The organism is Microbulbifer maximicatervae (SeqCode) (genome assembly GCF_056231245.1).
Genome location: NZ_CP174334.1, coordinates 3,718,283 through 3,731,416, shown reverse-complemented (window position 1 = coordinate 3,731,416; position 13,134 = coordinate 3,718,283). Strand labels below are relative to the sequence as shown.

Here is a 13,134-nt window from a genome sequence, read left to right as displayed (position 1 = left end):
CCTGGCCTGAGCTGGTGCGGGGTTTGGGTAAGAATTGGATTTCACACTTTGAAGAGTTGCGAAGAGAAGTGAAAGGATATTGCACAGCCGGATGGCTTGTGGGGTAGCAAACTGTCAACGTGATTTTGCGTTGACACTTTGGCGTTAAAGCCAACAAAGGAGTCGTTTACAAAGTTGCCTGTGCAGAAATAAAAAACCCGCGAAAGCCTACGCTATCGCGGGTTTGAGATATGGTACCAGAGGCCGGACTCGAACCGGCACGCTTTTAAGGGCGGGGGATTTTGAATCCCCTGTGTCTACCAATTTCACCACTCTGGCACTTTCGCTGCTCGACCTTGGGGTCGGTGCGAAGAGGGCGTGATTATAGCAATGCTTTCGCTTGGGTCAACCAGTGATTTCAATAACTTAGCGCATTTTCTGTCGTCCCAGTTAACAGCTCCTAAAATTTCCTATAACCTTCGCGACCTCTCCATAGTTTCTAGATTTCCAGGATTCCATGCAGCGTCAGGACTTTGACTTTCATCTGCCCGATGAGCTGATCGCCCGCGCGCCCACCGAGGAGCGCCGTGGCAGCCGTCTTTTGTGTCTGGATGGGCCCAGCGGGGCCATTGCACATCGGCAGTTCCCAGATATTCTCGATCAGGTCCAAGCTGGTGACCTGATAGTCTTTAACGATACCCGGGTGATCCCGGCGCGTTTGTTCGCGCAGAAGGAGACCGGCGGTAAGTTGGAAATCCTGGTGGAGCGGGTGCTCAACGAGACGGATATCTGGGCCCATGTGCGCTCCAGTAAGTCGCCTAAGCCCGGTTCCACCATCGTCCTTGAAGACGGCACCCGTATAGAAGTGACCGGCCGCAAGGATGCGCTGTTTGAATTGTCCTTCCCCAAAGAAGAAGGTGTGCTGGCGATTCTGGATCGCCTGGGCCATATGCCGCTGCCTCCTTATATTGATCGTGAAGACGATGCCAGCGATCGCGAGCGCTACCAAACCGTATACGGCCGCAATGCCGGTGCTGTGGCGGCGCCGACGGCGGGGCTGCACTTTGATGATGAGATGATCGGTGCATTGCGGGATAAAGGTGTCGAGGTTGTCTTTGTTACCCTGCATGTGGGCGCCGGTACTTTCCAGCCGGTGCGCGTGGACAATATTTATGAGCACCAGATGCACAGCGAAGTGCTGGATGTCTCCCAGGATGTGGTGGATGCGGTAGCCGCTTGCCGCGCTCGCAATGGCAGCGTGATTGCGGTGGGTACCACCAGCGTGCGCGCGCTGGAAAGTGCGGCGCGCAGTGGCCAGTTACAGGCCACGGTGGGGGAGACAGATATCTTCATTTATCCCGGTTATGAATTCCAGGTTGTGGATAAGTTGATCACCAACTTCCATCTGCCGGAATCCACCTTATTGATGCTGGTGAGTGCCTTCGCGGGGTACCAGCATACGATGACCGCTTATAAGGCCGCAGTTGAGGAGCGCTATCGCTTCTTTAGTTACGGCGACGCCATGTTTATTACCCGCGATCCCAATGCCAAAAAAGAAGAAGTAGCACCAGCGAAAGGAGATACCCAGTGAGCCGCGAATGTTTTATGCAGTTTGAAGTGGATACCACTGATGGCAAGGCCCGTCGCGGTCGCTTGCGTTTCCCTCGCGGTGTAGTGGAAACCCCGGCGTTTATGCCGGTGGGCACTTACGGCACCGTGAAAGGTATGTTGCCGAGGGATATCGAAGGGATCGGTGCACAGATTATTCTGGGCAACACCTTCCACCTGATGCTGCGCCCGGGTACCGAAGTGGTTAAAGCCCACGGCGATCTGCACGACTTTACTCAATGGTCCGGCCCGATTCTCACCGATTCCGGCGGTTTCCAGGTGTTTAGCCTGGGTGAGCTGCGCAAGATTACGGAAGAGGGGGTTTCTTTCCGTTCGCCTATCGATGGCAGCCCGGTATTCCTGGACCCGGAAGAATCCATGCGGGTTCAGCGGGACCTGGGTTCCGATATCGTCATGATCTTCGATGAGTGCACCCCTTATCCGGCCACCACTGACGAAGCGCGCAAATCTATGGAGTTGTCCCTGCGTTGGGCGGAGCGCTCCAAGAAGGCTCACGGCGATAGCCCGTCGGCGCTGTTCGGTATTGTGCAGGGCGGTATGTTCCCGGAGTTGCGCGATGTGTCCCTGCGCGGCCTGACTGAGATTGGTTTCGATGGCTATGCCATTGGCGGCCTGTCTGTGGGTGAGCCTAAAGATGAGATGATCAAGGTCTTGGATCACCTGGCTCACAAGATGCCGGAAGATAAGCCGCGCTACCTGATGGGCGTGGGCAAGCCGGAGGATATTGTCGAGGCGGTGCGCCGCGGTGTGGATATGTTCGACTGCGTCATGCCCACTCGCAATGCGCGCAACGGCCACCTGTTTACCTTCGAAGGTGTGGTGAAAATCCGCAACGCCAGGCACCGTCACGATACGGGGCCCTTGGAGGAAGAGTGCGATTGTTACACCTGTGAGAATTTCTCTCGCGCTTACCTGCATCACCTGGATCGCTGTGGTGAAATTCTCGGTGCGCAGCTGAATACGATTCACAATTTGCGCCACTACCAGCGCCTGATGCAAAAGCTGCGCGATGCCATTGCCGCCAATGAGTTGGAGGCTTATGTCGCGGAGTTCTACCGTGGTCTGGGCCGCGAAGTTCCAGCGCTGGAGGCCTGATCAGGCGTCGCTTTTACCCTGCCTGGGGTGCTGCCCGTCTCATTGCGGCACCCCTGTAATTTGTCCGTTCCCACGATCCCCGTATAATCAGCCCCCACTTTTATTGGGGGCGGTGTACCTTGCATTCTGCGTATACTGCCCGCATATCCAGGCAAATTGCTTAGGCAGATTGCCAAGATTTACCGGCCCTCGGGGTCACACTAGAACAATGAGAACAGCATGAATCGCTACCCGATCTGGAAGTACTTTCTGATTCTCGCGGTTGTGGCCTTTGGCCTGATGTACGCCGCGCCCAATCTCTACAAGCCGGACCCTGCCGTGCAGATTTCCGGGCAATCCAGTGCACTCACCATCGGCCCCGATGTCCTTGCGAATGCACAAAAAGCCCTGGATGAAGCGGGTATTGCTCACTTTGGCGGTGAAGTTGGGGACAAGTCAGTACTGATCCGCTTGAACTCTATAGAGGAGCAGTTGCCGGCAAAAGAGGCGATTCAAAGAGCTCTCGGTACCACCAACTATGTTGTCGCCCTGAACCTGGCTTCCACCACACCCCAGTGGATGAAAGATATCGGCGCTAGCCCGATGAAGCTCGGTCTGGATCTGGCGGGTGGTGTGCACTTCCTGATGGAAGTCGACACCGACACCATTATCAAGAACAACATGGAAAGCTACGAGCAGGAAGTGAAGAGCAAACTGCGCGAAGTTAAAGCCCGTTACCGCAATGTGGAGCTGGTGGATGATCGCGAGATTATTGCCCGCTTCCGCAACGATGAGCTGCGCGGCCTTGCGATGTCCACCCTGCGCAAGGAATTCCCGCAGCTTCAGTTGCGCGAGTCCGGCAGCGGCGAAAACCTGGAGATCCGCGCAACCCTGACTGAGCAAGAAACTAAGCAGTTGGAAGATGATGCAGTAACCCAGAACCTCTCGACTCTGCGCAACCGGGTGAACGAGCTGGGTGTTGCTGAGCCGATCGTACAGCGCCAGGGCCGCAACCGTATTGTTGTGGAGCTGCCCGGTGTACAGGACACCGCAGAGGCCAAGCGTATTATCGGTAAGACCGCCAACCTCGAATACCGTATGGAAGCTCGCCCGGATGAGCTGGTTTCCAACAAGGAATACTTCGAGTACCGCGATGAGCGTCAGGCGCAGATGTACGGTGGCGCCTGGTTGGAGCGCCAGATCATTATCAAGGGTGACAGCGTTACCAATGCCCGCGTCGGTTACGACGAGAGCGGCTTCCCGCAGGTAAATATCACCCTCGACGCCCGTGGCGGCGAGATGATGCACCGCGCTACCTGGAAGAATGTCGGTCGCCGCATGGGCACCCTGTTCATCGAGACTCGCTTTGAGCCGGTAACCGAGATCGACGAAAACGGTAACGAAGTTACCGTGCAGAAGCGCACTGAAGAGAAGAAGATTATTAATCTGGCCACGGTACAGAGTGCCCTTGGCAAGCAGTTCCGCACCACCGGCCTGGACAGCCCGGCTGAAGCCCAGGAACTGGCCCTGCTGCTGCGTGCCGGTGCCCTGGCAGCGCCCATGTACTTTGTGGAAGAGCGTGTGATCGGCCCATCTTTGGGTGCGGATAACATCAAGGTGGGTATTCAGTCGGTGGAGTACGGCTTGTTCGCGGTACTTATCTGTATGCTGATTTCCTATCGCGTATTTGGTTTGGCTGCGAACATTGCCCTGGCAGTAAACCTGATCCTGCTGGTGGCGGTCATGTCGCTGCTGGGCGCAACCCTCACGCTGCCCGGTATCGCCGGTATCGTATTGACCGTGGGTATGGCGGTGGATGCCAACGTGCTTATCTTCTCGCGAATACGGGAGGAGCTCAGGAATGGGATGCCTCCCCAGACAGCGATCAGCGCCGGTTTTGACAATGCTTACAGCACCATTGTCGATGCGAACATCACCACCCTGATTGTGGCGGTGATTCTGTATGCCATCGGCTCCGGCCCGGTACAGGGCTTCGCGGTAACCCTGTCTATCGGTATTCTCACCTCCATGTTCAGTGCCATCATGGGTACGCGAGCAATTGTTAACTTGTTCTACGGCGGTCGCCGTGTGCAGAAGCTCAGGATTTAAGGGAGACGGTCATGAGTGAGACCAAAGTGGATAACGGCAAAATTACCGAGTACATGGGCAAGCGCGTCTACGACTTTATGCGCTGGCGCAAGATCGCCGGAATTGTCTCGGTGGTGCTGGTACTTTCCTCCATCGCCGCACTGGCAATGAACGGCCTGAAGTTTGGCCTGGACTTTACCGGTGGTACCCAGGTTGAGGTGGGCTACGAGGTAACGCCTTTTATTAGCGACGTGCGCGATCAGTTGGATGCTGCAGGCTACGATGGCGCTACAGTAGTGAATTTTGGTTCTGAAAAGGATCTGCTGATCAAGTTGCCCCCTGAGGTGACCGAGGAGGAAACCCAGATCAGCGCTACCGACCAGGAAACAACGACACCGATCGGTGACAAGGTTGTCGCTCTCCTGAGAGAGGGCAGTGAGGGCGATGTTGAACTGCGCCGTGTTGAGATGGTGGGACCACAGGTAGGTGCTGAGCTGCGCGACGACGGCGGCCTGGGCATGATGCTGGCCCTGTTTATGGTGATGATCTACGTTGCCCTGCGCTTCCAGTACAAGTTCTCTTTCGGCGCGGTAGCGGCTCTGGGCCACGATGTGATTATCGTGCTGGGCTTCTTTGCGGTGATGGGATTGGACTTCGATTTAACCGTGCTGGCGGCGGTGCTGGCGGTGATCGGTTACTCCCTGAACGATACCATCGTGGTATCGGACCGTATCCGCGAGAACTTCCGCAAGGTGCGCAAGGCTGAGTCTGAGGAGATTATCAATATCTCTATCAGCCAGACCCTGGGCCGTACCTTTATGACGTCCTTCACCACCTTGCTGGTGCTGTGGGCGCTGCAGTTCTTCGGTGGCGAATTGATCCACAACTTCTCCCTGGCCTTGATCGTGGGTGTGGTTGTGGGTACTTACTCCTCTGTTTACGTTGCTGCCAACGTGCTGATGGCTTTGAATATCAACAAAGAAGATCTGATGCCGCCGGTGAAAGAGGGTGCGGAACTGGAAGAAATGCCCTGATGTGAATGAGAAGTGGCTGCGTTGACGCAGCCATATTCGAGCGGCCCCGGCCGCGCTTTGCTGCTGGTCAGCGGAGCGCCGTCGGGGTTTTTTATTGTGCGGAGTTTAGGCTCTGGGCTTTTTGCCGAGGGTGATGTGCTTGGGGCCGGAAGTGTTGGTCTGGCCGCTTACCCCTTTGGGCACCTGCTCGATCTCACCGCCACCGGCGAGGAACGCCTTTACCTGCTCCTCGATACTTTCGCTGGTCTCGAGGGGAGCGGCTTGTTTGCGATTGGAGGAAGAGGAAGGTTTCTTGGCCACGGCGCTATCCGGTTTTTATGTGTAAGCGGGCCATATTAGCACGGCTTGCACAAAAAATCACCCAAGTGGCCAGAGTCTGCACATAGCGGGTGTTTTGTCGACAGCTTTCGAATAATTCTGTCGTTTTTGGATAAATCGGGCTGCTGCGAGGCAGCCCGGAAGATAGTGCGTTATTCAGCTTCTTCTGTGGTCTCTTCGGTTTCCAGCGGCCAACCGCCCATCTCTTTCCACTTGTTCACGATGCCGCAAAACAGGGTTGCGGTTTTTTCTGCGTCGTACTCGGCGGAGTGGGCGCAGTTGTTATCAAATTCGATTCCAGCAACCTGGCAAGCTTTGGCCAGTACGGTCTGGCCGTAGGCGAGGCCAGCGAGACTGGCGGTATCGAAGCAGGAGAACGGGTGGAATGGGTTGCGCTTGATGCCGGTCCGCTCGACGGCTGCATTGACGAAGCCCAGGTCGAAGTGGGCATTGTGGGCAACCACGATGGCGCGGGTGCAGCTGTGCTTTTTCACGGCGCTGCGAATCTTGCGGAACAGCTCGGGGATGGCGATTTCTTCCGGCCAGGCGTCGCGGTCCGGGGATTCCAGGTCGATGCCAATAAAGTCGAGAGCGGATTGCTCAACATTGGCGCCCTCAAAAGGCTCCAGGTGGAAACTGTGGGTCTCCAGCGGGAAGAGGTTGCCGGAGTCATCCATGTCGAGGATAACCGCAGAAATTTCCAGCAGTGCATCGGTGCGGGCGTTAAAGCCGCCGGTTTCAAGGTCGATGACCACGGGCAGAAAGCCTCGGAATCGCTGGGCGAGAGAGCTTTTTGGTCCTGTGGGTTCTTCGGCGGGTGTCACGGTGGTTCCTTGTAAATCTTGTCTTCAGGCCAGCAGCATTTGGCGCTGGTGGGGCAGGGTATTGTATTCGAATTGCGGCGCCTGCCGGGAGTGTTCTCCCCGCAGGCGCTGTAATCAGGCCATTCGCCGATTACGCAAGTTGCCAGTTTAAGGTTTCACCGGCTGCGAGGGGAATCAGATTTTCACCACCCATATCCAGTTTTTCCGGCAGGGTCCAGGGGCTCTTGACCAGGGTGATGGTGCCCTCGTTGCGCGGCAACTCGTAGAAGTCTGGGCCGAACTCACTGGCAAAGCCTTCCAGCTTGTCCAGTTTGCCCGCGCGCTCAAATACTTCTGCGTAGAGCTCAATAGCGGAGTAGGCGGTATAGCAGCCGGCGCAACCACAGGAGTGTTCCTTCTTGTGGTGGGCGTGGGGGGCTGAATCGGTACCGAGGAAGAACTTCGGGTTACCGCTGGTGGCCGCTTCGATCAGTGCATTTTGATGGTAGCCGCGCTTGAGAATCGGCAAGCAGTAAAAATGCGGCTGGATACCACCAACCAGCATATGGTTGCGGTTGTACAGCAGGTGGTGCGCGGTAATGGTTGCAGCAACGCCTTCGCGGGCGCCTTGTACAAACTCTACTGCTTGGGCGGTGGTGATATGTTCAAACACCACTTTCAGCGTGGGGAAATCATCTACCAGGCGGGACAGGGTTTTCTCGATAAAAGCCTGCTCGCGGTCGAAGATATCGATATCGCTGGTGGTCACTTCACCGTGTACCAACAGCTTCATACCGCAGGCCTGCATCTCTTCCAGGGCCGGGTAGATGTTGGCGATATCGGTAACGCCGGAATCGGAGTTGGTGGTCGCGCCCGCTGGGTACAGTTTGGCGGCGATAACACCGGCTTCATGAGCCTTGCGAATAACGGCAGCGTCGGTCTTGTCGGTGAGGTAGATCACCATCAAGGGTTCGAAGTTGGTGTCGGCGGGAACATTGGCGTTGATACGTTCCTTATATGCCACTGCACTTTCGGCATCGGTCACAGGGGGTACCAGGTTGGGCATTACAATCACGCGGCGGAATTGTTTTGCAGCATCGGGCACGGTGCGCCCGAGAGCGGCGCCGTCGCGCAGGTGAATGTGCCAGTCGTCGGGGGCGCGCAGGGTAATTTGCTCCGTCATGGTACTCCGTAAAGCTTCTTAGCGTAGTGAGTCGTTGTGCGGCGCGAATGCTACCCGAAGCTGTACAAAATTGCGATGCACGAAAAGGTTAAAAATCAATCAATTGTGCTTACTCGCGCCTTGGCGCTAGTCGATCGCGAGCTTAGGCGCTACAATCGCGCCCCGACAAAGAGTGTGGGTATTGTTGTGCCCGCAATTTACCGATCCTGGGCATATCTCCAAGAATAACTCCCCCAGACCGACACTAGTTTCGCGTAGTGGCATTCCCCGTCTCCGCGTTTTTGTCGCGGCGGCGTATTTCCGGCAGCAGAGGACAGCAATGAGCAAAATCGAAAAGGTGGTACTGGCATACTCCGGTGGATTGGATACGTCAGTAATCGTGCGATGGTTGCAGGAGACTTACGGTTGTGAAGTGGTGACTTTCACCGCTGATATCGGCCAGGGTGAAGAGGTGGAACCGGCCCGTGCCAAGGCCGAGGCCCTCGGGGTTAAAGAGATTTATATCGACGATCTGCGCGAAGAATATGTGCGCGATTTCGTTTTCCCGATGTTCCGCGCCAATGCGATTTATGAAGGGGAGTACCTGCTGGGTACCTCTATTGCGCGCCCGCTGATCGCCAAGCGCCTGATTGAGATTGCCAACGAGACTGGCGCCGATGCCATTTCCCACGGTGCTACCGGTAAAGGTAATGACCAGGTGCGCTTCGAACTGGGCGCCTACGCGCTGAAGCCGGGCATCCAGGTTATTGCCCCCTGGCGCGAGTGGGACCTGAACTCCCGCGAAAAGCTGATGCAGTACTGCGAGCAGCACAATATTCCGGTGGACTTCTCTTCCAGCAAGAAGAAGTCCCCTTACTCCATGGATGCCAACCTGCTGCACATCTCTTACGAGGGCGGCAACCTCGAAGATCCCTGGGCGGAAGCCGAAGAGGATATGTGGCGCTGGAGTGTGAGCCCCGAGGCGGCTCCGGAAGAACCGACCTACATTACTTTGGGTTTTGAGAAGGGCGATCCCGTTTCTATCGACGGTGAGCGCTTAAGCCCTGCTACTTTGCTTGAGAAGCTGAATAAGTTGGGCGGAGCCAACGGTATCGGTCGTCTGGATATCGTGGAAAACCGCTACGTGGGAATGAAGTCCCGCGGCTGCTACGAAACACCGGGCGGCACCATTTTGATGAAGGCGCACCGCGCCATTGAGTCCATTACCCTGGATCGCGAAGTTGCGCACATGAAGGATTCCCTGATGCCGCGCTACGCCGAGCTGGTTTACAACGGTTACTGGTGGTCCCCGGAGCGCAGCATGCTGCAGGCTGCGATCGATGAGTCCCAAGATGTGGTTAACGGCGAAGTTCGCCTGAAACTGTACAAAGGCAGCGTGAGTGCTGTGGGCCGTCGCTCTGCGGACAGCCTCTTCGATGAGCGTATCGCTACCTTCGAAGACGATGCTGGCGCTTACGACCAGAAGGATGCGGAGGGCTTTATCAAGCTCAACGCCCTGCGTCTGCGCATTGCCGCAGGTAAAGGAAGAAAATTGATTTAGTTGATTTAGATCAGCAATCACCGGGCAAGGATGCGCTTAAATCCTTATCCGGCCAATAGTAACCACAGTGCCTCACACATTGTGGTTACACACCTTCTGTGGTGGGCCAGTCCCGCACAGTGGAACCGAATCTTAAAAGCAACGGAAGTAAAAACATGACGACAACGGTGGCAAAGACCGGCCCTGTGCCGGACTATGACTACAATATCGTGCGCCAGTTCACCATCATGTCCGTGGTCTGGGGCATTTTTGGTATGGGCATGGGCGTATTGATCGCAGCCCAGCTAGCCTGGCCTGAACTCAACGACTTTTGGCAGCCCTTCTCGCACTTCGGGCGCTTGAGGCCCCTGCACACCAACGCGGTAATTTTCGCCTTTGGTGGTAGTGTTCTCTTTGCCACTTCTTACTATGTGGTACAGCGTACCTGTCAGGTCCGCCTTTGGGGTGGCTGGCTGATCCCCTTCACCTTCTGGGGATGGCAGGCCGTTATCGTCGCCGCGGCAATTACTCTGCCGATGGGCTTCACTTCCACCAAGGAATACGCTGAGCTCGAGTGGCCTATCGATATCCTGATTGCCCTGGTTTGGGTTGCTTACGCGCTGGTGTTCTTCGGCACCATCATGAAGCGTAAGACTTCTCACATCTACGTGGCGAACTGGTTCTTCGGTGCTTACATCGTAACTATTGCTGTTCTCCATATCGTTAATAACCTGGAGATTCCTGTTGGCCCGTTCAAGTCCTACTCTATCTATTCGGGCACTAAGGACGCAATGATCCAGTGGTGGTATGGCCACAACGCAGTAGGGTTCTTCCTGACTGCAGCCTTCCTCGGCATCATGTACTACTTCGTACCTAAGCAAGCTGGTCGTCCGGTTTATTCTTACCAGCTGTCTATCGTTCACTTCTGGGCACTGATCTCCCTGTACGTATGGGCTGGTGGTCACCACCTGCACTACTCAGCGCTGCCCGACTGGGCTCAGAGCCTGGCGATGGTTATGTCCCTGATTCTGCTGGCACCTTCCTGGGGCGGTATGATCAACGGCATCATGACCCTGTCCGGCGCATGGCATAAGCTGCGCACTGATCCGACCCTGCGCTTCCTGGTGGTATCCCTGTCCTTCTACGGTATGTCTACCTTCGAAGGTCCGATGATGTCCATCAAGACTGTAAACGCCCTGTCTCACAACACTGACTGGACCGTTGGCCACGTACACTCCGGCGCTTTGGGCTGGGTTGCCATGATCTCTATCGGTGCTCTGTATCACCTAGTTCCGGTTCTGTGGAAACGCCGCGAAATGTACAGCTCCAAGCTGATCAACGCGCACTTCTGGCTGGCCACTGTGGGTACTGTTCTGTACATCGCCGCTATGTGGGTTAACGGTATTACCCAGGGCCTGATGTGGCGTGCATTTAACGCCGACGGCACCCTGACTTACAGCTTCGTAGAGAGTGTTGTAGCCAGCCACCCGGGCTATGTAGTTCGCTGGATCGGCGGCGCCATGTTCCTGGTAGGTATGCTGCTGATGGCTTACAACGTTTACCGCACGATTACCGAGAAGGTAAACGATGCCGAAGCCGATAACACCGTTCGAGCAGTGCCTGCGGCATAGGAGTTTAGATCGTGAAGAATCATGACCTCGTAGAAAAAAACATCGGCTGGATGATCTTTTTCACCATTATCGCCATCAGTTTCGGCGCCCTGGTTGAGATCGTTCCGCAGTTCTTTACCAAGGATAACTACACGCCGCTGCCGGGGCAGAAGCCGCTGACAGCAATGGAGCTGGAAGGTCGCGATATCTACATTCGCGAAGGCTGCCACGTTTGTCACACCCAGATGATTCGTCCTCTGCGTGCGGAAGTTGAGCGTTACGGCCACTACTCCATGGCTCAGGAATCCATTTACGAGCACCCCTTCCTGTGGGGCTCCAAGCGTACCGGTCCAGACCTGGCGCGCGTAGGTGGACGCTACTCTGATGAATGGCAGCGCGCGCACTTGTACAACCCGCGCAGCGTTGTGCCTGAGTCAATCATGCCTGCTTACCCCTGGTTGTTCGACAATGTGGTAACTGGCGAATACACCGCACGTAAGATGGAAGCGCTGCGCTTCGTCGGTGTGCCCTACACCGATGACGACATCGCCAACGCCGCTGAGCCTTTCAAAGGTGGCAAGGTCAAGGAAATTGACGCGCTGGTCGCTTACTTGCAACAGCTGGGTACCCTGGTTACCCAAAAACGCTAATAGCGAGGAAGGAAACTCGTGACTATTGAAACTTTGCGGGAAATCGGTCTGGTTCTGGGCTCTGTGGCTTTTCTGGCTATCTGCTGGTGGGCCTTCTCTCCGAAGCGCAAGAAGCGCTTCGAAGAAGATGCCAATTTGCCATTTGCCGATGAAGAGCGACAAGCCGACAAGGACAAGTCGGCCGCTCAGCAGGACGAATCCAATTCCGGGGATAAACCCGGAGCCAATCGAAAACAGGGGCAGGATAAGTAATGAGTACATTCTGGAGTGTGTGGGTAATTGTGCTCACCCTCGCCAATCTGGCGTTGATTACCTGGGTGCTGTTCGCCAACCGAAAGGTGGCGGTGGATGACCAGGCTGAACCGGAAAACAAAACCACGGGCCACGTTTACGACGGCATCGAGGAATACGACAACCCGCTGCCCAAATGGTGGTTCATGTTGTTCATTGCCACCCTGGTGTTCTCTGCGGGATATCTGGTGGTTTACCCGGGTCTGGGTAACTTCAAAGGTGTCGGCAACTGGACTTCTGTCGGTGCATTGGAAGCTTCCCAGGCCAAGGCTCAGGAGAGATTCCACGAGACCTTCGGTAAGTACGAAAATATGCCGATCGAGCAGATTGCGGAGAGCCCCGAAGCTCTCAAGATGGGTTCCCGGATCTTCGCTAACAACTGTGCGGTATGTCACGGTGCAGATGCTGGCGGTAACTTTGGCTTCCCGAACCTGACCGATAACGCCTGGCTGTACGGCGGCACCCCGGAGAAAATCCTGGAAACCCTGTACAACGGTCGTCAGGGCATGATGCCTCCTCAGGGTCCGGTGATCGGTGAAGAAGGTGTTAGAAATGCGACAGAGTATGTTCTCTCCCTGAACGGCCTGGAGCACGACACCGCCATGGCCGCCGAAGGTCAGAAGGTATTCAACACCGTGTGTATGGCTTGTCACGGTATGGATGCCAAAGGCAACCAAATGCTGGGTGCGCCGAACCTGACCGACGACATCTGGCTGTACGGTAGCAATCGCGAACAGATCCAACACACTATTCGCGGTGGTCGTACAAATATGATGCCCGCGCAAAAAGATAAACTGCGTGAAGACAAAATCCGCCTCGTAGCGGCCTATGTCTACAGCCTGTCCCAACAGGAAGAAGAAAAGCAGTAATTAACTATTGAGGCCCGGCATTTGCTGGGCCTTGTTTTTTCAAGGGACTCCGGGCGCTGCAGGGACGGAGAAAAAAGCCTCAACATA

The 13,134-nt window shown here is 55.8% G+C and carries 12 protein-coding genes and 1 tRNA gene; 9 read left to right on the top strand and 4 right to left on the bottom strand.

Going from position 1 to position 13,134, the window contains the following annotated elements; translation table 11 throughout:
* Positions 1-231 precede the first annotated feature (231 nt).
* Positions 232-318: transfer RNA gene (locus tag ACJJIS_RS16345), tRNA-Leu, on the bottom strand.
* Positions 319-496: 178 nt separating this feature from the next.
* On the opposite strand from ACJJIS_RS16345, the gene queA reads away from it, so the two are divergent.
* The 4 genes from queA (at position 497) to secF (ending at position 5,804) form a co-directional block, all read left to right on the top strand.
* A complete protein-coding gene (gene queA, locus ACJJIS_RS16340; RefSeq protein ID WP_475708561.1) occupies positions 497-1,570 on the top strand; it encodes a tRNA preQ1(34) S-adenosylmethionine ribosyltransferase-isomerase QueA in 1,074 nt (357 codons plus the stop codon).
* Between the two features lie 14 nt (positions 1,571-1,584).
* On the top strand, positions 1,585-2,703 hold the full coding sequence (gene tgt, locus ACJJIS_RS16335) for a tRNA guanosine(34) transglycosylase Tgt (protein ID WP_444898252.1): 1,119 nt from the start codon (positions 1,585-1,587) through the stop codon (positions 2,701-2,703).
* Between the two features lie 219 nt (positions 2,704-2,922).
* Entirely contained in the window at positions 2,923-4,791 is a 1,869-nt protein-coding gene (gene secD, locus ACJJIS_RS16330) for a protein translocase subunit SecD (RefSeq protein WP_475708560.1), read from the top strand.
* Positions 4,792-4,802: 11 nt separating this feature from the next.
* Complete coding sequence (gene secF, locus ACJJIS_RS16325) at positions 4,803-5,804, top strand: protein translocase subunit SecF (protein WP_444956940.1); 1,002 nt, start codon at positions 4,803-4,805, stop codon at positions 5,802-5,804.
* A 105-nt stretch (positions 5,805-5,909) separates the two neighbouring features.
* Here secF and ACJJIS_RS16320 read toward each other — a convergent pair whose 3' ends face one another.
* The 3 genes from ACJJIS_RS16320 to pyrC form a co-directional block, all read right to left on the bottom strand.
* Positions 5,910-6,104, bottom strand: a complete 195-nt coding sequence (locus tag ACJJIS_RS16320) for a PFL_1563 family small protein (RefSeq protein WP_413664697.1) — start codon at positions 6,102-6,104, stop codon at positions 5,910-5,912.
* A 170-nt stretch (positions 6,105-6,274) separates the two neighbouring features.
* Positions 6,275-6,946 (bottom strand): ribonuclease T, encoded by a 672-nt coding sequence (gene rnt / locus ACJJIS_RS16315; protein ID WP_282931564.1) that lies wholly within the window; start codon positions 6,944-6,946, stop codon positions 6,275-6,277.
* Positions 6,947-7,076: 130 nt separating this feature from the next.
* The gene (gene pyrC / locus ACJJIS_RS16310; protein ID WP_413664698.1) at positions 7,077-8,108 is read right to left on the bottom strand and encodes a dihydroorotase; all 1,032 of its coding nucleotides are present in this window, start codon (positions 8,106-8,108) and stop codon (positions 7,077-7,079) included.
* Between the two features lie 319 nt (positions 8,109-8,427).
* Here pyrC and ACJJIS_RS16305 point away from each other — a divergent pair, with 319 nt between their 5' ends.
* From ACJJIS_RS16305 to ccoP, 5 genes are all read left to right on the top strand, one after another.
* On the top strand, positions 8,428-9,648 hold the full coding sequence (locus ACJJIS_RS16305) for an argininosuccinate synthase (protein ID WP_413664699.1): 1,221 nt from the start codon (positions 8,428-8,430) through the stop codon (positions 9,646-9,648).
* Positions 9,649-9,803: 155 nt separating this feature from the next.
* Positions 9,804-11,258 carry a cytochrome-c oxidase, cbb3-type subunit I gene (ccoN, locus tag ACJJIS_RS16300; protein ID WP_475708559.1) on the top strand — a complete coding sequence of 485 codons (1,455 nt, stop codon included), beginning with the start codon at positions 9,804-9,806 and terminating at the stop codon, positions 11,256-11,258.
* Positions 11,259-11,269: 11 nt separating this feature from the next.
* Positions 11,270-11,887: a cytochrome-c oxidase, cbb3-type subunit II gene (gene ccoO / locus ACJJIS_RS16295; RefSeq protein ID WP_413664701.1), complete on the top strand. Its 618-nt coding sequence runs from the start codon at positions 11,270-11,272 to the stop codon at positions 11,885-11,887.
* Positions 11,888-11,905: 18 nt separating this feature from the next.
* The gene (locus ACJJIS_RS16290; RefSeq protein ID WP_413664702.1) at positions 11,906-12,139 is read left to right on the top strand and encodes a cbb3-type cytochrome oxidase subunit 3; all 234 of its coding nucleotides are present in this window, start codon (positions 11,906-11,908) and stop codon (positions 12,137-12,139) included.
* Positions 12,139-13,047, top strand: coding sequence for a cytochrome-c oxidase, cbb3-type subunit III (gene ccoP, locus ACJJIS_RS16285; RefSeq protein ID WP_475708558.1), 909 nt, complete (start codon positions 12,139-12,141; stop codon positions 13,045-13,047). Before ACJJIS_RS16290 ends, ccoP begins: the two co-directional genes overlap by 1 nt.
* Positions 13,048-13,134: the final 87 nt, after the last annotated feature.